The sequence below is a fragment of the Methanomicrobiales archaeon HGW-Methanomicrobiales-1 genome (assembly GCA_002839675.1).
Lineage (GTDB): Archaea > Halobacteriota > Methanomicrobia > Methanomicrobiales > Methanospirillaceae > Methanoregula.
In genome coordinates, this window is the sequence record PGYM01000002.1 from 305,063 (window position 1) to 326,873 (window position 21,811).

General features: G+C 53.9%; 25 protein-coding genes. 20 read left to right on the top strand and 5 right to left on the bottom strand.

All coding sequences use genetic code 11. The annotated features are described in order from the left end of the window. Positions 1-90 precede the first annotated feature (90 nt). The gene (locus CVV30_07860) at positions 91-324 is read left to right on the top strand and encodes a hypothetical protein (GenBank protein ID PKL69461.1); all 234 of its coding nucleotides are present in this window, start codon (positions 91-93) and stop codon (positions 322-324) included. Positions 325-329: 5 nt separating this feature from the next. Here the strand turns inward: CVV30_07860 and CVV30_07865 are convergent, their stop codons facing one another. Continuing rightward, the gene (locus tag CVV30_07865) at positions 330-926 is read right to left on the bottom strand and encodes a hypothetical protein (protein ID PKL69462.1); all 597 of its coding nucleotides are present in this window, start codon (positions 924-926) and stop codon (positions 330-332) included. Positions 927-1,036: 110 nt separating this feature from the next. Here CVV30_07865 and CVV30_07870 point away from each other — a divergent pair, with 110 nt between their 5' ends. From CVV30_07870 to CVV30_07910, 9 genes are all read left to right on the top strand, one after another. After that, positions 1,037-1,408 carry a hypothetical protein gene (locus tag CVV30_07870; GenBank protein PKL69463.1) on the top strand — a complete coding sequence of 124 codons (372 nt, stop codon included), beginning with the start codon at positions 1,037-1,039 and terminating at the stop codon, positions 1,406-1,408. 373 nt (positions 1,409-1,781) lie between these two features. Beyond that, positions 1,782-3,311, top strand: coding sequence for an anthranilate synthase component I (gene trpE, locus CVV30_07875; GenBank protein PKL69464.1), 1,530 nt, complete (start codon positions 1,782-1,784; stop codon positions 3,309-3,311). Further along, a complete protein-coding gene (locus CVV30_07880; protein PKL69465.1) occupies positions 3,308-3,889 on the top strand; it encodes an aminodeoxychorismate/anthranilate synthase component II in 582 nt (193 codons plus the stop codon). Before trpE ends, CVV30_07880 begins: the two co-directional genes overlap by 4 nt. Then, a complete protein-coding gene (gene trpD, locus CVV30_07885; protein ID PKL69466.1) occupies positions 3,886-4,905 on the top strand; it encodes an anthranilate phosphoribosyltransferase in 1,020 nt (339 codons plus the stop codon). Before CVV30_07880 ends, trpD begins: the two co-directional genes overlap by 4 nt. Beyond that, on the top strand, positions 4,902-5,657 hold the full coding sequence (locus tag CVV30_07890; protein ID PKL69467.1) for an indole-3-glycerol phosphate synthase: 756 nt from the start codon (positions 4,902-4,904) through the stop codon (positions 5,655-5,657). Before trpD ends, CVV30_07890 begins: the two co-directional genes overlap by 4 nt. After that, complete coding sequence (locus CVV30_07895) at positions 5,648-6,223, top strand: N-(5'-phosphoribosyl)anthranilate isomerase (GenBank protein PKL69468.1); 576 nt, start codon at positions 5,648-5,650, stop codon at positions 6,221-6,223. Before CVV30_07890 ends, CVV30_07895 begins: the two co-directional genes overlap by 10 nt. Before the next feature lie 2 nt (positions 6,224-6,225). Next, positions 6,226-7,398, top strand: a complete 1,173-nt coding sequence (trpB, locus tag CVV30_07900; protein PKL69469.1) for a tryptophan synthase subunit beta — start codon at positions 6,226-6,228, stop codon at positions 7,396-7,398. Then, positions 7,395-8,204 (top strand): tryptophan synthase subunit alpha, encoded by an 810-nt coding sequence (locus CVV30_07905; GenBank protein ID PKL69470.1) that lies wholly within the window; start codon positions 7,395-7,397, stop codon positions 8,202-8,204. The genes trpB and CVV30_07905 overlap by 4 nt, the downstream gene beginning before the upstream one ends. A 287-nt stretch (positions 8,205-8,491) precedes the next feature. Next, positions 8,492-8,782 carry a DUF333 domain-containing protein gene (locus CVV30_07910; protein PKL69778.1) on the top strand — a complete coding sequence of 97 codons (291 nt, stop codon included), beginning with the start codon at positions 8,492-8,494 and terminating at the stop codon, positions 8,780-8,782. Positions 8,783-8,793: 11 nt separating this feature from the next. Here the strand turns inward: CVV30_07910 and CVV30_07915 are convergent, their stop codons facing one another. After that, positions 8,794-9,369: a zinc/iron-chelating domain-containing protein gene (locus CVV30_07915; protein ID PKL69471.1), complete on the bottom strand. Its 576-nt coding sequence runs from the start codon at positions 9,367-9,369 to the stop codon at positions 8,794-8,796. 82 nt (positions 9,370-9,451) lie between these two features. On the opposite strand from CVV30_07915, the gene CVV30_07920 reads away from it, so the two are divergent. The 5 genes from CVV30_07920 (at position 9,452) to CVV30_07940 (ending at position 12,866) form a co-directional block, all read left to right on the top strand. Further along, positions 9,452-9,745: an AbrB family transcriptional regulator gene (locus CVV30_07920; GenBank protein PKL69472.1), complete on the top strand. Its 294-nt coding sequence runs from the start codon at positions 9,452-9,454 to the stop codon at positions 9,743-9,745. 14 nt (positions 9,746-9,759) lie between these two features. Next, positions 9,760-10,824 carry a carbon monoxide dehydrogenase gene (locus CVV30_07925; GenBank protein PKL69473.1) on the top strand — a complete coding sequence of 355 codons (1,065 nt, stop codon included), beginning with the start codon at positions 9,760-9,762 and terminating at the stop codon, positions 10,822-10,824. Then, positions 10,824-11,162, top strand: a complete 339-nt coding sequence (locus CVV30_07930; GenBank protein PKL69474.1) for a 4Fe-4S ferredoxin — start codon at positions 10,824-10,826, stop codon at positions 11,160-11,162. The genes CVV30_07925 and CVV30_07930 overlap by 1 nt, the downstream gene beginning before the upstream one ends. Continuing rightward, a complete protein-coding gene (locus CVV30_07935; GenBank protein PKL69475.1) occupies positions 11,159-11,587 on the top strand; it encodes a low molecular weight phosphatase family protein in 429 nt (142 codons plus the stop codon). The genes CVV30_07930 and CVV30_07935 overlap by 4 nt, the downstream gene beginning before the upstream one ends. A gap of 67 nt (positions 11,588-11,654) precedes the next feature. Further along, positions 11,655-12,866, top strand: coding sequence for an NAD-dependent malic enzyme (locus CVV30_07940; GenBank protein PKL69476.1), 1,212 nt, complete (start codon positions 11,655-11,657; stop codon positions 12,864-12,866). A gap of 61 nt (positions 12,867-12,927) precedes the next feature. Here the strand turns inward: CVV30_07940 and CVV30_07945 are convergent, their stop codons facing one another. Next, complete coding sequence (locus CVV30_07945; GenBank protein ID PKL69477.1) at positions 12,928-13,764, bottom strand: tRNA pseudouridine(38-40) synthase TruA; 837 nt, start codon at positions 13,762-13,764, stop codon at positions 12,928-12,930. Next, positions 13,719-14,396, bottom strand: a complete 678-nt coding sequence (locus tag CVV30_07950) for a histidinol-phosphatase (protein PKL69478.1) — start codon at positions 14,394-14,396, stop codon at positions 13,719-13,721. Before CVV30_07950 ends, CVV30_07945 begins: the two co-directional genes overlap by 46 nt. Positions 14,397-14,437: 41 nt before the next feature. On the opposite strand from CVV30_07950, the gene CVV30_07955 reads away from it, so the two are divergent. Continuing rightward, on the top strand, positions 14,438-15,850 hold the full coding sequence (locus CVV30_07955; GenBank protein ID PKL69479.1) for a dihydropteroate synthase-like protein: 1,413 nt from the start codon (positions 14,438-14,440) through the stop codon (positions 15,848-15,850). Positions 15,851-15,941: 91 nt separating this feature from the next. On the opposite strand, the gene CVV30_07960 is transcribed toward CVV30_07955, so the two are convergent. Next, positions 15,942-16,829: a hypothetical protein gene (locus CVV30_07960; GenBank protein PKL69480.1), complete on the bottom strand. Its 888-nt coding sequence runs from the start codon at positions 16,827-16,829 to the stop codon at positions 15,942-15,944. Between the two features lie 160 nt (positions 16,830-16,989). On the opposite strand from CVV30_07960, the gene CVV30_07965 reads away from it, so the two are divergent. Genes CVV30_07965 through CVV30_07980 form a run of 4 tightly spaced genes read left to right on the top strand, consistent with a single transcriptional unit; the run spans position 16,990 to position 21,576 of the window. Further along, complete coding sequence (locus tag CVV30_07965; protein ID PKL69481.1) at positions 16,990-18,246, top strand: hypothetical protein; 1,257 nt, start codon at positions 16,990-16,992, stop codon at positions 18,244-18,246. A gap of 12 nt (positions 18,247-18,258) precedes the next feature. After that, positions 18,259-18,924, top strand: coding sequence for a lipoprotein-releasing system ATP-binding protein LolD (locus CVV30_07970; GenBank protein PKL69482.1), 666 nt, complete (start codon positions 18,259-18,261; stop codon positions 18,922-18,924). Further along, positions 18,921-20,120, top strand: coding sequence for an ABC transporter permease (locus CVV30_07975; GenBank protein ID PKL69483.1), 1,200 nt, complete (start codon positions 18,921-18,923; stop codon positions 20,118-20,120). Before CVV30_07970 ends, CVV30_07975 begins: the two co-directional genes overlap by 4 nt. 13 nt (positions 20,121-20,133) lie before the next feature. Continuing rightward, complete coding sequence (locus tag CVV30_07980) at positions 20,134-21,576, top strand: MATE family efflux transporter (protein PKL69484.1); 1,443 nt, start codon at positions 20,134-20,136, stop codon at positions 21,574-21,576. Positions 21,577-21,811 lie beyond the last annotated feature (235 nt).

The window sequence follows — 21,811 nt, forward strand, 5'->3', positions numbered from 1 at the left end:
TCTGTAATACCACAGAGTACCTCAACAGCACATTTTTGGATCAGGCATCAGGGCAAAACTCATCTCTGGGTTGGACTAATACTAAAAATCATGGCTGAATCGTGGAAGGAGGCAAAAGAGTGTGCCCACAAAGAGGCACTCCTGCACGTCTATCATGACTGCGATGCAAATACCTACGGGGCATGCAATGACTGGGAGCGTCAGGGGTCATTTAAAGGGGGCGTGTTTACCGAACATCGCTGCCTGTGTATGCCAGCTAACCTGAGCGCCGAAGAACTCGAAGAAAAAGAGAAGAAATTCCTCCGGGAAAATCCGGACTGGTAACACGATTATTTTTTCCGGACTTCATGACGGAACCGGTGCATGATATCGTACATCATCAGCCGGAACTCAGAGCCGATATCTTCCCATGATTTTACATCGGAAACCGGTTCTTCTAGAGTACTTTTTACCTCGTGCACAACCTGGCACTCCCCTTCCTTTTCTGTCTGTTTTCCATAGCAGAGTGTGCGCATAATCTCGAAATAACCGCTGACAAGCACGACAATGAAAACAATCGGGACGATCACAAACGACATCAGCCAGACCAACGGGTAGAGACTGGTTGCCACAACCGTGTCAATCCACTTGAAAACAAGGAGCAGGAACGCGATGATAAAAACGCTGCCGGTCGCCCTGATGATGGGTGCGGGCAGATTGAGCGGGAACGTAAAGGCAAAGAAGAGATCAGCGGCCAGCATGATGAATGAGATGATCAGCAGAAACCAGAAGTTTTCGTCGATAAACACGACTCCGGAACGGTAGATCGGGTTTGATATGTAATAGGTAAGGATGTTTGCCAGCACTACGAAAATCAGGAAACATATGATCCCGATCATCCGTGAGACAAACACTGAGCTTAAGGATTCATTCCGGTGGAACTTCATTTTCCGGCCTCTGTAATGTTAAGTAGGATTGGTCAAAGACGCTAATAAGATTCCCCCCTTGGTGCTGGCACCATCGCAACACCTATCACCCGGGCATACAATTCATCGGTATGCAGGTCAATTACAAGCGGTACGGGCTCTACCTGCTCCGGTGGCAGGCGAGTACCCCGATTCTTGCCGGGGTCGGTATTCTTCTCGCGTCCATGGGGCAGTGGATTGCCGCCATTGTCGCAAACCTGATAGGCGGGCTGATCTTTTTCTGGGTAGACCAGTTCATCTTCACATCCCAGAGTCTTGCTGCGCAATGGGAAGTTAAGGAGAATATCACCTGCGTGGACTGTGGCAAAATCACCCGCGGGTACCGGCTGGTGCGATCGGGTGATTACGACAGGACGCATGATCATGAACCGCAGTTCCGGTGTGAGGAATGCTCACAGAAAAAGTCTGAGGAACTCAAAGGGCGGGGGGTAAAGGTTCATTGATTGTGGGAAATTTTTGATATTCTTTTTGATCTTTTTTATTCCTGAATTTTTCCCGGGTCTGTTTTAACGGTCCTGTACAGGATCTCGGTTCGTCCATCAATCCATGTGCACGTTTCACGTTTCCCGGCGGAATCACGACGTCCCTGGAAGAAATTTTTGTCCATAATGCACTTTTAAAAAGGGTATTGCCCCGTGATCAGGCACTCTCTGCTTTCCCGCACCCAGTGTTAAATAAAATACACCAATAACCAAAAATTTACAATAATGTATAAATATGTACAAAGTACACCGTTATTCACACATCTGCCCGGAATCGGGCAGCTGATAGAATGGTGATGCCGGTGGACTGGAAAAGGCTATTAAAACGGATGAAATGAACGTAAATCTTAAACTGAATGAATACCTGACCGCAGTAAAAGATCAGCCAAAACCGCTGATTATCCCGCTCTGCGCTGAGCTGCCTTTGCCGGATATCTCGCCGCTGGATATTTACACCGGGACCCGGAACGGTTGCGGGTTCCTGCTTGAATCAATGGAGGGGAGCGAGAAGATTGCCCGCTACTCCTATATCGGGATCGATCCCGAATTCGTGGTCACGATAGGAAAGACTGTGGATGTCCGGGGTAATGAGCGCTTTACAGCAATTGCAAAAGAGCCCGAGGGCGAGACACCGGTTGATAAGATCAAGTCGATACTCTCCCGGTTCTGCTACGTGAACGTTAAGGCGCCCCGGTTCTTCGGGGGGATGGTGGGTTACTTCGCGTACGACTGCGTGTACTCGCTCTTTGAGAAAGTACGCGAGGGGCACAACGGCATCCAGCAAACTGCCGGGAACCGTGCCAGCGAAGATCATGACGCCAGTTTCATGCTCACCAAGGACTGCATTGTTTTCGATCACGCTGAAAAGAAACTCTTCATCTTCTCCAGCCCGTTTCTGACATACGATTCCAACCTGACAGAAGAGTATGAACAGAGCATTGCGAAGATACGTGCATTAAGCGACCGTATTGCACACCTTGCATCAGGAAAGAACGCGAGTGAAACACCGAAGAAGGCGAGCGGTAAAACACCGGAGTATATCCCGTCAGTATCACAGGAAGCCTTTGAGCGATCTGTAGAACGGGTAAAAGAGCACATTGTCGCAGGGGACATCTTCCAGGCAGTGATCTCGCGCCGGATGGTGTGTGCAGTCAAAAACGATCCCTTCGCGATCTATGCGGCACTTCGGGAGATCAACCCGAGCCCGTACATGTATTATCTCGATTTCGGGGACGAGCAGGTTATTGGCGCAAGTCCCGAGATGCTCGTGCGGGTGGAGAAACGGCGGGTAACAACCGTGCCTATCGCCGGCACCCGCCCGAGGGGACGCGATGCCCGTGAGGATGCACAGCTCACCCGGGATCTTCTCGAAGATCCCAAGGAACGGGCAGAGCATACAATGCTCGTTGATCTCGCGAGAAATGATATCGGACGGGTCTGCCGGTTTGGTTCTGTCGAAGTCGGGGAGTTCATGGGTATTGAGAAGTTCTCCCATGTCCAGCATATCGTGTCCACGGTCAATGGCACTCTTAGGGATAACCTGGATTGTTATGATGCCTTCAGATCCTGTTTCCCTGCCGGAACAGTATCCGGTGCACCGAAAATCCGGGCAATGCAGATCATCGGCGAGGAGGAGACGCAGAATCGCGGGCTCTACGCCGGGGCGGTCGGCTACATCGGGTTTGACCGTAATCTCGAGTTTGCAATTGCAATCCGTACGGTGATTGTCAAAAACGGCATGGCATCGGTGCAGGTCGGTGCAGGAATTGTTGCTGATTCCGTCCCTTCCAATGAATGGAAGGAGACCGAGAGCAAGGCATCTGCGATGTTGCGGGCCATCGAGAGGGCCGGGGTGTCGTCATGAAAGTCCTTATCGTGGACTGTTATGATAGCTTCACCTTCAACCTGTACCAGCAGGTGGGTAAACTCGGGGGAAACCCGGTAGTCATGACCTGCGACACCCCGCTGGAGCAACTCGAAAAGAGCGGGTGCGACCGGATCATCCTTTCACCCGGGCCGGGGACACCAGAAGAATCCGGTGTCTGTATGGACGTGTTAGAGACAATGAGCAGAACAATTCCCACGCTGGGGGTCTGTCTCGGGCACCAGGCAATCTGCACCGCTTTTGGCGGGGAGGTTATAAGGGCAGGACACCTGATGCATGGCAAGACTTCAGCAATCCAGCATGACGGACGGGGAGTGTTTACCGGAATACCGGCACCATTTACCGCAACGCGGTACCACTCGCTGGTTGCCAGAAAAGACTCCCTACCTTCAGATTTGCAGGTCTCTGCAACCAGCCTCGACGACCAGTACGTGATGGGGGTCCGGCATACGCGGTACCCGATCGAAGGGGTCCAGTTCCACCCGGAGAGTATCCTGTCGCGGGAAGGCGACCGGATAATCCAGAATTTCCTTGACGGCAAAGGAAGGGCATCATGATGATCAAAGAGACCCTCATGAAACTTGCTGAACGGCAGGACCTTGCTGCACCCGAAGCTGCAGAGGTGATGAGAACGATCATGGAGGGGAGAGCCTCTCAGGCACAAATCGGCGCCCTGCTCCTTGCTCTGCATATGAAAGGCGAAAACGCCGAAGAGATCGCTGCGTTTGCACGGGTGATGCGGGATCATGCTATCACGGTAAAACCGGTGACCCAGAGAACACTGGTAGATACCTGCGGCACCGGGGGTGACGGGGCTCATACATTCAATATCAGCACAGCCTCTGCCTTTGTCGCTGCGGGAGCAGGATGCCCGGTTGTCAAGCACGGCAACCGGGGCGTGAGCAGCAAATGCGGTTCGGCAGATGTCCTCGCAGCACTGGGAGTCGGTCTCGCACCTGCCCCGGAAGTGCAGGCGCGTATAGTGGAAGATGTCGGGATTGCCTTCTTCTTTGCCCCAAACTATCATCCTGCCATGAAACATGCCATGATCGCCCGGCAGGAGATCGGGTGCAGGACTGTGTTCAACATTCTCGGTCCGCTGGCAAACCCGGCCGGTGCGCAGGCACAGGTGCTCGGGGTCTACCGGCCGGACCTTACCGGTACCTTAGCAGAGGTGCTCAGGATTCTCGGGCTCTCGCGGGCAATGGTAGTCCATGGATCCGGGCTTGACGAGATCACCACAACAGGGGACACGGTAATTGCAGAGCTCGGTAACGGAGCGATCCGGACGTACACCCTCCGGTGCGACACATTCGGTATTGCCCCCGCACGACCGGCCGATCTGGCAGGGGGGGACGCAGAGCAGAACGCCCGCATCATCTGCGATCTCCTCCACGGGGAGCGAGGGGCAGCACGGGACATCGTGCTCATGAACGCAGGAGCTGCGATATATGTCGGCGGGATGGCACAGGATCTTCACGAAGGGATACGACTCGCTGCTGTTTCCATAGATTCAGGAAACGCCGCTGCCCGGCTCGATGCACTGGTAGATGCGACACGGGGTGCCGCATGATCCTCGATGAGATCATCAAGCGTACCGAGAAACGGGTTGCCCTATTACCAGCAACATTTCCAGAGAATGGTACAAAAACTCAGGTTAGCCTTATCGATGCGATACGAAACAGGAACGGCAGGAATGCGGTGATCGCCGAGATCAAATGCGCATCACCCAGCCGGGGAACCATCCGCCGCAACGTGGACATGGCGATGATGGCAGGCGCACTTGCGGGGAGCGGGTGCGTGGCGCTCTCGGTACTGACCGAACCGTATTTCTTCGGGGGTACGGGGCAGGATATCGCCCGGGTGAAATCCGCAGTGAGCATCCCGGTGCTCAGGAAGGACTTCATCATCGACGAACAACAGATCGCAGAGACACGGGCACTCGGGGCTGACGCGGTGCTCCTGATCGCCGCAGTGCTCAAGGAGCGCCTGCCGGTCTTTGTCGATCTCGCACAGGAGTACGGGCTTGAACCGCTTGTCGAGGTCCACAATGCAGAAGAGGCAGAAACCGCACTTGCCACCCGTGCAGCAATGATCGGCATAAACAACCGCAATCTTGCAACCCTCACGATCGACCGTTCCACCACCCGGCTTCTCTCGCAGAGTATCCGGTCCGCAGGCAGAACGATCGTATCAGAAAGTGGTATGCGCTCAGCCGACGATATCCGGGAGATGAAACATTACTGCGATGCGTTCCTGATCGGTTCATCGATCATGATGCACGATCGCCCGGAAAAGAAACTCGAGGAGTTCGTATGCGCATAAAGTGCTGCGGGATCACCCGGCCGGAGGATGCCCGGTACGCGGAAGCATGCGGCACAGATGCGATTGGCGTTGTGGTATTTTCACCAACGTCAAAACGATCGGTGACTCCGGAACGGGCCCGCGAAATTTTTGATGCGGTCGGCCTCTTTACTACCACCGTCGCTGTCAGCCACACTACATCACTTGAAGATATCGGGCATATCCTTGCCCTGCACCCGGATGCGATCCAGATCTCGCACCCGTTTGTGTTCCAGGAAAAACCGGATACGAAAGTGATCCGGGTTATCGGGAGAGACGATCCGCTGCCGATCGATTGCGATGCCATCATTGTCGATGAGAGCCACGGCAGCGGGAAACCATTCGATCTCTCGCATGCCCGTGATGCAGTGCAGCGATCCGGATTACCGGTCATCCTTGCCGGGGGACTTACCCCGGAAAATGTGGGGGATGCCATCCGGCAGGTGCATCCGTATGCCGTTGATGTTGCAAGCGGCATCGAGACAGCACCGGGGATCAAAGATCATACAAAAATTGCCGCATTCATTGCGGCAGCACGGAGGACGTAACCATGACATCAAAGGGAAGATACGGACAATACGGCGGGCAGTACGTCTCCGAGACACTGATGAGCGCACTCATCGAACTGGAGGAGGCCTATGCACAGATCAGCAGGGACCAGCAGTTCGCCCGCGATCTCACCGCATTGCAGACGGAATACGCCGGGCGCGAAACACCGCTTACCTTCTGCCCGAATGCCTCGAAGGAACTCGGGTGTAAGATCTATCTCAAGCGCGAGGATCTTGTGCACGGTGGTTCCCATAAGTTAAACAACACCCTCGGCCAGGCGTTGCTTGCCAAAAAAATGGGTAAGAAACGGCTGATCGCCGAGACCGGCGCCGGGCAACATGGGGTTGCGACCGCGATTGTCGGTGCAGCGCTCGGCATGCCTGTCGAAGTCTACATGGGCGAGGTGGACACCCAGCGGCAGGCACTCAATGTCTTCCGCATGGAGCTGATGGGGGCAAAAGTTATCCCGGTCAAATCGGGGACCCGGACGCTCAAGGACGCAATCAACGAAGCGCTTCGCGACTGGGTGGCAAACGTGCGGGACACCTACTACCTCATCGGTTCGGTCGTCGGGCCGCATCCGTACCCGCTCATGGTCAGGGACTTCCAGTCGGTGATCGGCAGGGAGGCAAAGGAGCAGGTGATGAGAAAAGAGGGGCGACTGCCCGATGCGATTGTTGCCTGTGTCGGCGGCGGGTCGAATGCGATCGGCATCTTCCACCCGTTCCTTGCCGATGATGTGGAACTCATCGGCGTAGAAGCAGGAGGCGAGGGGATTGAGACCGGAAAACATTCCGCTACGCTCTGCGCCGGAGATACCGGCGTATTGCACGGAACACTCTCATACCTCTTACAGGACGAACACGGACAAGTGATGCCTACGCACAGCATCTCGGCAGGTCTCGATTACCCGGGGGTAGGCCCGGAACATGCAATGCTCAGGGACAACCACCGCGTGACGTATGCGGCGGTCAACGACCCCGAAGTGATGGATGCATTCAGGTTCCTTTCAAAAACCGAGGGTATCATTCCGGCCCTGGAGTCCGCCCATGCGGTGGCATATGTCAAACAGAATGCGGACCGGTTCGATAAGGATGACATCGTGATCATCAATCTCTCCGGGCGGGGCGACAAGGATGTCGCAGAAGTGGCAAAGATGCAGGGGGGATTGTGATGGGACGGATTGAAACTGCATTCGCGGCTTCCTTTTTGAAAAAGCCGGCCTTCATCGGGTTTATCGTTGCAGGAGACCCGGACAAGGCCCCCTGCATCCGGATAGCCAAGGCACTGATTGCCGGGGGAACCGATATCCTCGAACTGGGAGTGCCATTTTCGGATCCGGTAGCGGATGGTCCGACCATCCAGAAAGCCGACGAGCGGGCGCTGGCAGCCGGAACAACCCCGGACACCGTGTTCGACATCGTCAGGGAGATCCGCAAGGAATCCAACGTGCCGATCGTCTTCCTCACGTACTACAACATTGTTCATCGCCGCGGGATTGAGAAATTCTATCGTGAAGCGCATGAGGCCGGTGTCGACGGCATCCTGATCGCCGATATGCCGGTCGAGGAGTCAGAGGAAGTCTGTGCTGTTGCCGCGAAGTACGACATCAACCCGATCTTCCTCATCACCCAGACAACTTCGGATGAACGGATCAAAAAGATTGCAGCAAAGGCCCGCGGGTACCTGTACCTTGTCGCTGTTCTTGGCGTCACCGGGGTGCGTGACCAGGTGTCAGAAGGTGCAATTGAGCTCCTGCACCGGGTCCGCAGGCATACATCTCTCCCACTGGCACTTGGTTTCGGGATATCGACCCCAGCACACGCACAAACCTGTGCCCGGGCCGGAGCTGATGGGGTGATTGTCGGAAGCGCAATCGTGGATATCGTCGAGTGCAACCTGAAAAAACCGGATGTGATGGAACGGGAGTTGAAGGATTACGTAACAAGGATGAAACAGGAAGTCCTAGTCAAACCGTGAAAAAATCTAAAAATCATCTTTTTATCCAGCGCCGGACAAAACTATGCCGGTAAATCATGAAGTCGAAAAACATTCTCCTTATCATCATGTGTGCCTGCCTTGTTGCCGGCCTTCTTGTCGCCGGTTGCACTCAACCTGCGGCACCCGCACAGACACCAGCAGCCACCACCGTTGTCACCACCGCAGAACCGGCCAGTGTTGGCATGGCAAACCCGGCCTCAGTCAACTGTGGCAAAGTCGGTGGAAATGTCGAGATCAAGAAAGATGCACAGGGTAACGAGTACGGCATGTGCACGTTTGCCAACGGCACCACCTGTGAGGAATGGGCACTCTTCCGAGAGGAAGGCTGCAAACCGTTCACACCCGTGACCACAACCGCAGCAGCGATTGGTATGGCAAACCCGGCCTCGGTCAACTGCGGCAAAGTCGGTGCCACATCAGAGATTATGAATAATCCTGACGGCAGCCAATACGGCATGTGCAAGTTCCCCAACGGGACTGCCTGCGAAGAATGGGCGCTCTTCCGCGAAGAAGGCTGCAAGCCGTACGTGGCACCAACTGCCACCCCGGTAAAATAATTTTTTCTTTTTTATTCAACAGGTTCAGCGCGATAGCCATGCGCCGCCAGGGCAGCGATCACGGATTTTTCCCAGCGGGGATCATTGTCATGGGGCAAGGGTATAATCTCTTCTTTCCAAATCTGCGCAAGGGATTCATCAGACGACTTGAGCTCACTTCGCCCGACTATCCTGCCGCACTCATGACCCTCATGGTCAAAGATCACCATCCGGTAGCACCGGAACTCTCTGCAGACTCGCGGCCGGGTGGCATAGATTGCACAGGCAATGCCATTCCCATCCTGTTTTTTCCGCATGAACGGGCAGCCTTTGACCGGGACCCCTGTCTCTGAAGAAAGGGGCTGACTGTCGGCGTATTCTCCTTCAATATGAGCAAGGAAGAGTTCGTTCTTTACCCCGTACCGGCAGTAAAAGTCACGGCTGGTGAGCTGGCGCTCGATTTTTATAAATGCCCCGAAACTCGCGCAGCACTTGCCACACCAGTTACAATCGAATGCCACCATACCGATGATCGGATGTTGACGGGAGGAGTAATAAAAAGAACGGGGATGTCCCCGGATTATTGTGCAACATCCTGAACCCGGCATGAATTGTAAATATTTTTGATTTTTCTGATTTTTCTGAAAATTATAAATATACCGGAGATTCTACAAGATCCTGAGGATTTGCATGGCCAAAAAAAAGATGAATGATTCAACGTGCACACCTGGCAGTTCACCGTGCGGGTGCAGCCCGGCCACCGGGTGCAGGGTCGAGGCAGTATTGAGCGTTGACGAGCGCGGACAGATGGTGCTCCCCAAAGATATCCGGGAAAAAGCCGGCATCAAAACCGGTGACAAACTCGCCCTGATCAGCTGGGAGAAGGACGGCAGCATCTGTTGTCTTGCGCTCATGAAGGTCGAGAACCTGAACGGCATGGTAAAAGACGTGCTCGGACCGCTTATGCACGACACTGAACGCTGAGGAGAACAGAATTTATGACATCTCCCCAAACCTCAGGCTGCTCATGCTCCCAAGCGGCGAAGGCATCCCCGTGCTGCGGTAGTCCGGGTGCAATGCCGCAAGCAGAAATATACACAACTGACAGCCCCCTCACGTTTGCCAACCGGCTCGACCATTTCCTTGCCCGCTGGGGCATAAACCGCATGAGGCACCGGGTCGAACCCGGCCTCTACCGGCTCGGCAACCCAACTCCGGAATCCCCGGTCTTTGCCTCGGCGAACTATACGTTAAGCTTCGATGCCGTGCGTGCTGCCCTTGCGGGATTCGATGCATACATCCTTGTGCTGGACACCAAAGGGATCAATGTCTGGTGCGCTGCCGGAAAAGGCACGTTCGGTACCGATGAACTGGTCAACCGGATCGAACAGACCGGCCTTGCCGGTACCGTCACCCACCGGAAGATCATCGTTCCCCAGCTGGGAGCGCCGGGAATTTCCGCCCATGTGGTCCAGCGCCGGTCCGGTTTTAAGGTTGAATATGGACCGGTCCGTGCCCGGGATCTCCCGGAATATATCAGGAACGGAAAGGCAACGCCGAAAATGCGCACGGTAGAGTTCCCGGTCCGCGACCGGATTGTGCTGGCACCAGTTGAGCTGGTTCACGTGGCGTTGCCGACGATTGTTATCGCAGCCGTTCTCTGGTTCCTTGCCGGCCCGGTCGCCGCACTGGCAGCAATCTCTTCGGTGATTGCAGGAACCGTACTCTTCCCGGCCCTGCTGCCGTTCATCCCGACAAATGATTTCTCCACAAAGGGCCTCCTTCTCGGGGGCGTTGTTGCAATCCCGTTTGCCGCTGTATTCGCTTCAGCCCCGGCATTGCCCGGCTGGGCCGCGCTCATCGCTGCCCTGACACCGCTCCTCATCATGCCGGCAGTCACCGCATATCTTGCCCTGAATTTTACCGGTTCAACAACCTTCACCTCACGGACGGGGGTCAGGAAAGAGATCTTCCGGTACGTACCCGTCATGACTTTCATGGCAGTCACCGGCACCATTCTTGGGATCGTGCTCGGCGTAAGCCGTCTCATGGGAGTGATCTGATGTTTGATTCCTACGCGGAGAACACACTCCATTTCCATAAAGATCGGTGCATCAACTGCAAGCGCTGCACCCAGGTCTGCCCCCACCGCGTATTTGCGGAGGGACCGGAGCATGCGGAACTTGTCCGCCCGGCTGCCTGCATGGAATGCGGGGCCTGTGCCCTGAACTGCCCGGTGCAGGCGATCGAGGTCCAGAGCGGAGTCGGGTGTGCATGGGCGATGATCAGCGCTGCCCTGCGGGGAAAGGATATGGACAGCGGGGAATGCAGCTGCGGTGGGGATGCGGGATCCTGCTGCGGCGCCCGGGAAGAGAAGTCATCCTGCGGTGATCAAAAATGACATCGAAAACTCGGGTAATCTTTGTCTGCACCGCAAATGCCGCCCGCTCCCAGATGGCAGAGGGACTGCTCCGGGCAAAATACGGGGACCGGTACGAGGTTTTCTCTGCCGGCACAAAGCAGGCAAAGGTGAGCACATCAGCGATAGCGGTGATGCAGGAGATCGGGATCGACATCTCGCACCACCGTTCAAAAACCCTCGACGAATTCCGTGGGGTATCATTCGATATTGCAGTGACCCTCTGCGACAATGCTCATGCAATCTGCCCGTTCATACCGGGAGCAAAAAAGACCATCCACCAGGGTTTTGCCGATCCCCACATGATACCCGGCAGCGACAAAACAATCCTTGACGGGTACCGCAGGGTAAGGGACGAAATTGCTGAATGGATCGAGGGAGAGTTTGGAAGAGTCCCCCAGAAATAATCCTTTTTTTCAACAACAAGATTGATACTGTCCCCCCACAATCATTGAATTACCGGGCGCGAGAACCATGAGCGGGGAGAAGAAAGACATCTACCAGGAATCGCTTGAACTCCATGAAACGTATCATGGGAAGATCGAAGTCCATTCCAAAGTTTCCCTGGCAACACGCCATGATCTCTCCCTTGCCTATACCCCGGGGGTAGCAGAGGTCTGCCGGGAGATTCACAGGAACAAGGATCTCGCGTACAAATACACCCTCAAGGCAAACACCATTGCAATCGTCACTGATGGCTCACGCGTGCTTTCATTGGGAAATATCGGGGGCTACGCTGCGATTCCCGTTATGGAGGGAAAAGCGCTCCTGTTCAAGCAACTCGCCGACATCGATGCATTTCCCATCTGTTTTGAGAGCGGTCATACGGAATTTGCCGACGATGTAAAAAATATCGCCCCGGTCTTCGGGGGAATTGCGCTTGAGGACATTGCAGCACCCAAATGTTTTGAACTCGAAGAGTCCCTGCAGGGCATCGGCATTCCGGTCATGCACGACGACCAGCACGGGACCGCCGTTGTTGTTCTTGCAGCTCTCCTGAATGCCTGTAAGATAACAAAAAAGAAATTTGAGGGCCTGAACATCGTTGTCATCGGTGCAGGGGCGGCCGGGTTTGCCATCACCCGCATGCTCCGGTGCATCGGCTACAACCCCAACCTTTGCAGCAGCGTGAATGATATCATCGTCTGTGACCGCAAGGGCATCATCCACCGCAACCGCGAGGGACTGTACGCAAACAAGTACAAATTCATCATTGCCGAGGAGACGAACAAAACCGGGCGATCCGGGACTTTAGAGGATGCAATGAAGGGTGCCGATGTCTGTATCGGTGTATCCGTTCCTGCCATCATCACGCCAGCGATGGTCCGGTCCATGAACAAGGACCCTATCATCTTTGCCCTCGCCTATCCGATGCCCGAAATATTTCCCCGGGATGCTCTCGAGGCCGGGGCAGCGATCGTGGGAACCGGGCGCGGGGATTTTCCCAACCAGATCAATTATGCCCTTGCCTTTCCGGGAATCTTCCGCGGTGCCCTCGATGTCTGTGCAACCCGGATCTCCGATGAGATGAAGGTGGCTGCTGCTCATGCACTAGCTGATTATGTCAAACACCCACGCAGGGACAGGGTCCTTCCTGCGGTGCTTGACCGTGACGTGGTAAAGGCAGTTGCCCGTGCAGTCAGTGAAGCGGCAGTTGCAAGCGGCTGTACCCGGACGATCGAGTGAGTACGGGCAAGGGAAATAAAGAAAAATTCCTTTTTTACATTTTTTCTGACACAGAAATTGATCAGACCTGTGTTGTCTTGAGCACCCGGCACACTTTTTCCATAAGCGCGTAGTGCCGCACAAGATGATCCATAAATGCACCGCTCTGTCCTTCTGATGTGATTGGGGTCCAGGTAATCCCGCAATCGGTTTCCCAGAGAATTAACCCCTCGGCAGGCGCCGGCTGGAGAGGGCGCAGGGCATCTGCTTCCAGCAGCCGGGCTATGGAACCCTCATCCGATTCGCCCTCTCCCACAAGGAGGAGTGCTGCGGCCATGCACCGCACCTGGTGCCAGAGGAAACTTTCTGCCTTTACTTCAAGGAACTCAAACCCGTCTTCCTCGCCCACACGGGCAGCGAGAATATTCCGGTACGGGTTCTTGTCTTTCACCCGCGCAAAGTTCGAAAAATTATGGCTGCCGAGAAACTGCTGTGCAGCCCGGTCCATGGCATCGGGCTGTCCGGGTCGTTTCGAAAAATAATACCGGTACGTGCGGGACTTCGCATCGTACCGGGGATGAAACTCCATAGGTACCTCCGCATATGCAGTGCACCAGAGGTCCGGGGGGAGCTGGGTATTGATGACCGTCCGGGCACGTTCCGGTGCCGGGGTTGAAAACGCGATCACCTGCCCGCGGGCATGGACACCCCGGTCGGTCCTGCCTGCGGACAAAAAGCCGGCTTTCCGCCAGTCATCAAAAAGGCTGAGCCGCTGGCATGCAGAGACAAACTCGCCTTCAACCGTGCGGCTGGCGGCCTGCATCTGCGAGCCATAGAACCGGCTGCCCAGGTACAAGACCCGGAACGCGAGCCTCACCGGAGGGGCATCAGCCGGGTGATCCGTGTAATCTTTCTCCATGTGTTGTTCAGTGACTGGTGTGTATAGGTGCGCAGCGGTGTCTTTTTTCCACCACAGGTAACATTACCGGCCCGGATGGCATCAAGGATCGCAGGGACATTCTTCTCTGCATCCACGTAGGTCCTGCCAAAGCCGACAAACCGGGCATTGTGGGCATCGCTTCCCGCAACACAGGGCTTGCCCAGCTTCACTGCCATCCGTGCCGCCTTCCGGTTCGCGGACCCGACAATGTACCGGCTGTTGAAGGATTCCACGGCATCCACCGCAGTCATACCGGCTTTTTTCCTGCGGGCAACCCCGTGCCTCCAGATATGGTACGGGTGCGGGAGGATCAGGAGCGCTCCCATCCGACGTGCGAGCGCGATGGTCTCCAGCACGTCAAGCCCAGAGGGGATGAGCTCGGTGACCCCCAGCACGAGCAGGTGGCCCTGTTTTGTCGTGACCTCAATGCCGGGAATCACCAGCACGGGAGTCTCAATCAGGAGGGCCTGTTTTGCACCGTCAACGGAATCGTGGTCGGTGATGGCAATTGCGTCGAGTCCTGCCGCCTCGGCAGCCCTGAGGATATCCCCGACACTGCTTTCACCATCCTTGGAATGATTCGTGTGCACGTGCAAATCGCAGATCAGCATCTGATCATAGTGTTTTTATCTCTCTGGTATTAAGGGAACTTATGCACATCCTGCTGCCAACCGGTGCCGCCACGGCGGAGATGGTAAAACAAGCGGTGGCCGGGTTTGATGCCGATGTGGTAGTAACCGGGGAGATCGCGTCATTTCTTACCCCCCACAAACTCCACACCCTGATACAAAAAGGAAAGTACGATCTCGTGATCGTCTCCGGTATGTGCACGGCCTCGTTTGAGAAGGTTGAACGGGAGACCGGTGTGCCCGTTTATCGCGGTCCCCGCCATGCAGCGGATCTCGGCTTCATCCTGCCCCTGCTCGACTCGATCACGCTTTCCCGTACCGTTCCCGCCGATGATTTTCTCGCGGCAAAAAAAGCAGGCGATGCAATCTATAAAATTGACCAGCGGGAGCAGGAGGCAGATCCCGATTTCGTAATCCGGGGGGTGAAGATCGGCGGCGGCTCGCGGATGAAAGTGCTTGCCGAGATCATGGACGCCCACCGGTGCGAAGACCTGCATGAAAAGGTGGAGCGGTTCTTTTTTGCCGGTGCTGATATCGTGGATCTCGGCTTCGGGTTCGATGCGACACCGGAGGATGTGTCACGGGCATTTTCCCTTGTGGCAGATATCAACCGCCCGCTCGCGGTGGATTCACAAGACCCTCTCCTGATCCATGCTGCACTTGGACGGGCGGATCTCGTTCTCTCCCTGCAGGAACAAAATATCCCGGTGATCGGGCGCGAAGTGGCAGAGGCCGGTGCAGCAGCAGTCATTGTGCCGGGCAGCAGCACGCTTGCGAAGAATATTGCGATGGCCAAACAGACCGGTATCGCATGCATCATCGCCGATCCGCTCCTCCAGCCCGTTGGCTCGGGACTCGTTGCATCGCTGAAAAATTTTAAGAGAAGTAATTATCCGCTCTTTTTCGGGGCCGGCAACGTTGTCGAGCTGCTGGACGCCGACTCGATCGGGGCAAACGCATTGCTGGCCGGTATGGCACAGGAGGTGGGCGCATCGGTCATCTTCTCAAGCGAACACTCCGACAAGACCCGGGGATCCATTGGCGAGATGCGCCGGGCAACCGGGATGATGGTGCTCACCCGCGACCGCCCCTATCCCAAGGATCTCGGCATCGACCTGCTCGTGCTCAAGGAGAAACGACGCCGGCGCGAACCACCCGTTGAATACGAGACGGTCACGGCAGCAAAAACAATCCCGGACGAGATCGCGTACGATCCCAAGGGTAACTTCCGGATCGGGATCGAGGGCGACCAGATCATTGCCGCGATCAATGGCAAAGCGGTGCGGGGGAGGCGCTGGCAGGATGTGCTTGCCACAATCATCTCGCACGGGGATGTCACCCTGCTCGATCATGCCGGGTATCTCGGCCGGGAACTTTACAAAGCGGAACTCGCGATCCGGTACGGGCGGAGTTTTGAGCAGGACGGGGAGTTCTGAAACAGGTACATTTCAATGAAAAAATTTGAGACTCGGTAATACACTGCCCTGGAGGGAGATTTTTCCCCATCAGGTGTGATAATTTTGCCAATCACGATCGCTTTTTCTTTGGAGCGGGTGGCGGGGGAAAGGGCATTTCCCCGCCATCGATAAACCGGTTCCAGTTGAGCTGGCTGAACATTTTCGTCTGGAGGATTGCTCCCTTGTTCCGGGTATTGAGGACGGAAACACTGCTCGAAATAAATGGGGGGATCATGAGAAGTTCCTCATCATCAATGATCAATTCAAGAGTGTTTTCGAAGTTCATGAGTTTGGTTATTTCAACAAATTCCGGTGGTGCAAACGGTGGCGGGACACTGAATTGAGCCGGAGAGATGACATGGACATCCGCATTTTTTCCCGGAAATAACGCAAGAAGTTTTCCCTGGAGCGCCTCATCATCTGAAATGACTATGAGTTTGAGTGAAACATCCCTGATTTTCACTTTCTCAATGAACTTAAGGTACCGTTCCCCGATCATACAGCTGATCTGTCGTTTTGCTTTTCCAAAGAGATCCCGGATTTTATACTCGATGTTGGCGTCCCCGTAGATGGTCCAGAGGGCATCTTCCTTGTCAGTCCGCACCTTCTTTTTCTCGAGAGTAATAAGTGCCGCTAATGCCTGCTCCCCTGCATCCCTGTGTTTGTCCATGAGGAGATTGATCGCCATTTCCGGAGAAATCGCACTATACCGGGCCGGTTTTGAGATTCTCTTTACTGCAAGCCCCATGTCCGCAAGATGATCCAGTGCCTCGTATACGCTCGGTTTTGAGATGGAGAGAAAATCGATGATCTCCTTTGCTTCGGCATTGTCGTACAGCACCAGCGCAGCGTAAACCCTCGCATCATAATTGGATAACCCGAGATCATTGAGCGATTTTATGAGCGAAGTGGGGATGCTCTCCATAGTAGAAATTCTGCCATGTGGAGTTAAATTCATTTGTACCGGAAATCTTTTCCTTCCGGAATATTTAATCTTCCCAAAGTAGTAAAAAAAATACTACAGTTTGGATAGCCTTTTTAACAATGTACGCTAAACTATACAAAACACGTAGTAAAAAAATTTACTACTAGTTAGTATAAACCATTGAGGAAAGTACATGTTCAGTTTTGAAGAAACATGCCGAACTCCGGCACGAACAGGAATCAATAAACCCGTTTTCACCAATGGTGGAATCACACATAAGAACAGCAACAATCCGATGCGGATCCTGTTATTTGCAGGTACCCTGCTGGCGATTTGTCTCTTTGTTGGTACAGCCAGCGCAATAACGACACCCGAGGCTGCGGCAGCATCCGCAAAAGTGTATGTTTCGAATGTCACCTATGATCCCGGATCAATGTACGACGGAGATAAAGCGACCGTTGACATCAAAGTCACAAATGGGAACACCGATACGGGAATTGTTATCAACCATGCACAACTGACTGACAATACCATAAAGACCATCAGCAGACCCTACGACACATCCTCAAATATCGGCCCCGGTCAGACACGGGATTTTATCTTTGAAATTACTGCTGATGGAAAAGAAAGTTACTATTACCCAACGTTTTCTATGAGTTTCCTGGAATCTGACAGCATGTATTACCGGACCTTTGTTGAGATTGATAACTCTCTCCCCGAGCTGACGTTCATCGATAAACCAGACACGTTCTCCGCAGGGAAAAAAGACAAAATTTCTGCGAAAATATCCAATCCCCGCAGTAATGCGCTGGAAAATGTCGTAGTGGAAATAATCGGCACGGATACAACCGTCAACCCGTCCAAGATAGCTCTTGGGACAATTGACGCGGGGGGATATGTCCTAGTAGATTTCTCCGTAACTCCGCAACAGCAGACAGATCTCACTTTAAAAGTCACCTACGATAATGGTGATAATACCCACACAATGTCAGAATCACTTCCGCTTATATTCGGAGAGAACAAGAAGCAGGCCGATCCAAAAGTGAATAATATCAAGATCACGAAAGAGGGCACGGTCTATCACGTGACAGGAGATGTCACGAATGCAGGACTGGAAACGGCAAATGCGGTCACGATTACATCGAGTTCTCCTGCAACAGCCCAGGACCCGTACAAGGCCTATGTAGTAGGCGTTCTGAAACCGGATGACTTCGGGAGTTTTGAAGTTTCATTCACTACCGAGAGTACAACAAGCATCCCCCTCCAGATGACGTACAAGGATGCTGACGGCAACGTGATCACTTCACAACAGAATATCAATCTCGCAACTGCCACCTCATCAGAGCAGAATACGACTCAACCTTCAATTCTCCCCATCGTAGGGGTAATCATCATCATTGCGCTTATTGGTGGCGGGTACCTCTACATGCGGAAACGAAAAGCCGAGTAGGAGGGAGATATCATGCAACCGGCCATCCAGTTCGAGGATGTGGTGAAGATCTACCCTCTCAAGTCGGGGGATGTAACGGCACTCAATCATATCTCATTTGAGGTACAGCGGGGGGAGTTCATCTCGATCATGGGACCATCGGGATCAGGTAAATCAACCCTCCTCACCCTCATGGGATGTCTTGACAAACCTACCTCCGGGAATATCTTTATGAGCGGGGTCCCGATCCGGGATATGTCCGACATGGAACTGACCTCCCTGCGCAGGGACCGGATCGGTTTCATCTTCCAGTACTTCAACCTCTTCCCGCTCTTGAACATCATCGAGAACGTCAGTTTTCCCCAGATGCTCAAGTCCGGAGTCAACGAGGCTCGGGCGCGGGAAGTGCTCCGGGCAGTCCAGCTGGACGAAAAACTCTACACGCATACACCCATGGAATTGTCCGGGGGCCAGCAGCAACGGGTAGCGATCGCCCGCTCTCTCATCAACGATCCCGACATCCTCCTGTGCGATGAACCTACGGGAAACCTCGATTCTAAAACGGGGGCAAGTATCATGGAGCTCATGACGGAACTCAACAAAAACGGCGCTACGATCATTGTCGTGACGCACGATCCCAATGTGGCGAATTATACGAACCGGACGATCCGGATTGTTGACGGGTGTATTGCCTCATGATATTCTGGGAAATTGCAAAGCGCAATCTCCGGATCCATATGCTCCGGTCAGCCCTTGCGATGCTCGGCATCGTAATCGGGGTCGTTGCAATCGCCTCGATGGGGATCCTGGGAAACAGTATGGTTGCGACCGTCTCAGAAAGCCTCTCCTCGGTGGGAGACAGCGTTATCGTCAGCCCGTATTCTGGCGGTGGCGGAGGTATGGGACCCGGGGGAGGTGGTGGCGGGGGGAGCTCAGCGAACCTGAAACTCTCCGACCAGCAATATCAGCAGATCAAACGAGCCGTAGCTCCCAATGTGGCGATTCCGGTGCTCTCGACATCGGAACGTATGAAAGTGGGTGTTGGCAGTGATGATATTGTTGCAACCATCTATGGCGTGGATCCCCAGTATATCACGGATCTTAACCTGAAGTTGACCGCAGGTGATTATAACAACGGCAACTCCGGCTGCCTAGTAGGTTCCACGTTTGCCGAGGACAATAATATCAAAGTTGGCTCTCGTATTTCCATCGGTAGTGATGGTGAGAAGGGAACACTCCGCGTCACCGGTATCATCGAGGAACGGGGAATGGCCTTCGATCTCAGTACGGATTCTGCGATTGTGGCTACCCAGGAATGGTTCGATAATACCTACAACCGGAATGACTACGATCAGGTTGTTGTCAAGGTAAAAGAGGGGCAGGATACGGCAGTGGTTAAAACCACCATTGAAAAACAGATGAACAAGCGGGACAAGATTGTCAGTGTAACGGACAGCAAGGCAACGCTGGCTTCCATATACGCGACGTTTGGTACCATCACGACATTTGTCTCTGCCATCGGGGGAATTTCGATGGTCGTTGCCGGCGTCTCGATCTTCAACATTATGATGATGTCAGTCAATGAACGGATCAAGGAGATCGGCATCATGCGCAGCATCGGTACCCAGAAAAAGGAGGTGATGAGCATGTTCATCTATGAAGCGGCGATCATCGGGGTTATCGGAAGTGTTGTCGGAGGCATACTGAGCATCCTGGCGGGATATGTCATCAGCGCCCTGATGCTGGGCACAACAAAATACCTGATTACAACAGCAAATGCGCTCTCTGTCGGGGAGGGGGTCTGCTTTGGGATTGTGATCTGTCTTGCCTGTGGTATCTATCCGGCATGGCAGGCAGCGAACTTAAACCCAATTGATGCACTGAGGCACGAGTGAGAACAGTGCCACAATGAAACTTTTTTCTTTTCGCGATCAAAAAAATGTCTGTTCCACGGAAAATACTCAGGGTGTCACTATCCTGACCGGTGATCCGAAAAAAGCAATTATCTCCTTATCAGGGCCGATGATCATCGCAATGCTCCTGATGTCCAGTTATAACGTCGTGAACGCGATCTGGGTTGTAGGCCTGGGTTCTGATGCTCTGGCTGCCATCGGGTTCATGTCTCCCCTGTTTATGGTTCTCATCGGTCTGGGAAGTGGCATTGGAGCAGGGGCGACATCGGCCATCGCCCGGATGATCGGCGCAGGCAACCGTAACGGTGCAAGCAACGGTGCAGTGCATGCACTTCTCATCGCTCTCATCCTGTCAGCGATCGTTACTATTCCGCTTGTCGTCTTTGCAGAACCGATAGCCCTCCTTTTTGGTGCCGGTGAAACTGCCGGTCTTGCAGTGGCATACGCGCAGGTTCTCTTCGCTGGTTCATTCTTCATCATTTTTGTCAATATTGCATATGGCATCCTCAGAGCGGAAGGTGATGTAAAAAGAACGATGTATGCCATGGTGGCTGCAACTCTTCTGAATATGGTCCTGGACCCTCTCCTGATTTATGGTCTGGGCCTCGGTATTGCAGGAGCCGCGTGGGGCACGATCATCTCCCTTGCAGCGGTAACGGTTGTCCTTTGTTACTGGTTTTTTATCAAAAAGAATTTGTACGTTTGCTTTTCCCGGCAGGTCTTCACCCCGTGCCGGAGCGTGGTCTCAGATATCCTGAACGTGGGAATCCCGGCCAGTGTTGAGTACCTGCTGATGTCTGTAATGTGTATAATTCTCAACCTGATCCTCGTTATTGTAGCAACCACTGATGCTGTAGCGGTCTTTTCCGTTGGATTCAGGATTGTATCATATGGAATCGTTCCCATTGTCGCGATCGGCACATCCGTGGTATCGGTAGTCGGTGCGGCATATGGGGCCCGGTATTATGAAAAGATCCGGGTTACACACACGTTTTCGATCCTCCTTGGGATTGCTCTTGCTCTCTGCGTCAGTCTCCTGACCGGGGTGTTTGCATATCCGATTGCCACCATCTTCTCTTATTCGCAGGAAAGCGCCCATCTCTACCCGGCCATCGCCGCATTCATCGGTGTCATGTGCCTGTTTTATCCATTTGTACCGCTGGGTCTGCTTTCGTCTTCCGTGTTTCAGGGAGTCGGTAAAGGACCGACCTCCCTGTTTCTCACGTTCATGAGGAGTCTTGTGTTTGCCGCAGTTTTTGCGTACATGCTCGCAATCCCTCTAGGTATGGGAGAACAGGGTGTCTGGTGGGGGCTGATTGCTGGTGAAATACTCGGCGGTTTGCTGGCATTTGCTTGGGCGCGATTGTACCTTTCACAACTGGACCGCTTGACTGGGGAAGACACGCCACTACAAAAGGGGGAACCGGAAACCACTTGAAAAAAGACGACCCGCAGGATCAAAAATGTTGAGGGGATACACATGAAACAGCACCATTAAAACTAAAAAGAGTTTTTAGGAACGTTATACCCGGGGATACTGGCAACTGGTATAGAATCAGGATGAGGACACATCACAAGGTTAAAAAAACAAACACCCGGCAAAATCCTGCCTTGTGGAGTCCAATAATTCAAAAGAACCTGCTTTTTACCCTCTCTGTCTTGAGCCGGTACCG

Coding starts and splice junctions, on each gene's coding strand:
- CVV30_07860 (PKL69461.1), top strand. CDS start 91: ATGGCTGAATCGTGGAAGGAGGCAAAAGAGTGTGCCCACAAAGAGGCA.
- CVV30_07865 (PKL69462.1), bottom strand. CDS start 926: ATGAAGTTCCACCGGAATGAATCCTTAAGCTCAGTGTTTGTCTCACGG.
- CVV30_07870 (PKL69463.1), top strand. CDS start 1,037: ATGCAGGTCAATTACAAGCGGTACGGGCTCTACCTGCTCCGGTGGCAG.
- trpE (PKL69464.1), top strand. CDS start 1,782: ATGAACGTAAATCTTAAACTGAATGAATACCTGACCGCAGTAAAAGAT.
- CVV30_07880 (PKL69465.1), top strand. CDS start 3,308: ATGAAAGTCCTTATCGTGGACTGTTATGATAGCTTCACCTTCAACCTG.
- trpD (PKL69466.1), top strand. CDS start 3,886: ATGATGATCAAAGAGACCCTCATGAAACTTGCTGAACGGCAGGACCTT.
- CVV30_07890 (PKL69467.1), top strand. CDS start 4,902: ATGATCCTCGATGAGATCATCAAGCGTACCGAGAAACGGGTTGCCCTA.
- CVV30_07895 (PKL69468.1), top strand. CDS start 5,648: ATGCGCATAAAGTGCTGCGGGATCACCCGGCCGGAGGATGCCCGGTAC.
- trpB (PKL69469.1), top strand. CDS start 6,226: ATGACATCAAAGGGAAGATACGGACAATACGGCGGGCAGTACGTCTCC.
- CVV30_07910 (PKL69778.1), top strand. CDS start 8,492: ATGTGCACGTTTGCCAACGGCACCACCTGTGAGGAATGGGCACTCTTC.
- CVV30_07915 (PKL69471.1), bottom strand. CDS start 9,369: ATGCCGGGTTCAGGATGTTGCACAATAATCCGGGGACATCCCCGTTCT.
- CVV30_07920 (PKL69472.1), top strand. CDS start 9,452: ATGGCCAAAAAAAAGATGAATGATTCAACGTGCACACCTGGCAGTTCA.
- CVV30_07925 (PKL69473.1), top strand. CDS start 9,760: ATGACATCTCCCCAAACCTCAGGCTGCTCATGCTCCCAAGCGGCGAAG.
- CVV30_07930 (PKL69474.1), top strand. CDS start 10,824: ATGTTTGATTCCTACGCGGAGAACACACTCCATTTCCATAAAGATCGG.
- CVV30_07935 (PKL69475.1), top strand. CDS start 11,159: ATGACATCGAAAACTCGGGTAATCTTTGTCTGCACCGCAAATGCCGCC.
- CVV30_07940 (PKL69476.1), top strand. CDS start 11,655: ATGAGCGGGGAGAAGAAAGACATCTACCAGGAATCGCTTGAACTCCAT.
- CVV30_07945 (PKL69477.1), bottom strand. CDS start 13,764: ATGGAGAAAGATTACACGGATCACCCGGCTGATGCCCCTCCGGTGAGG.
- CVV30_07950 (PKL69478.1), bottom strand. CDS start 14,396: ATGCTGATCTGCGATTTGCACGTGCACACGAATCATTCCAAGGATGGT.
- CVV30_07955 (PKL69479.1), top strand. CDS start 14,438: ATGCACATCCTGCTGCCAACCGGTGCCGCCACGGCGGAGATGGTAAAA.
- CVV30_07960 (PKL69480.1), bottom strand. CDS start 16,829: ATGAATTTAACTCCACATGGCAGAATTTCTACTATGGAGAGCATCCCC.
- CVV30_07965 (PKL69481.1), top strand. CDS start 16,990: ATGTTCAGTTTTGAAGAAACATGCCGAACTCCGGCACGAACAGGAATC.
- CVV30_07970 (PKL69482.1), top strand. CDS start 18,259: ATGCAACCGGCCATCCAGTTCGAGGATGTGGTGAAGATCTACCCTCTC.
- CVV30_07975 (PKL69483.1), top strand. CDS start 18,921: ATGATATTCTGGGAAATTGCAAAGCGCAATCTCCGGATCCATATGCTC.
- CVV30_07980 (PKL69484.1), top strand. CDS start 20,134: ATGAAACTTTTTTCTTTTCGCGATCAAAAAAATGTCTGTTCCACGGAA.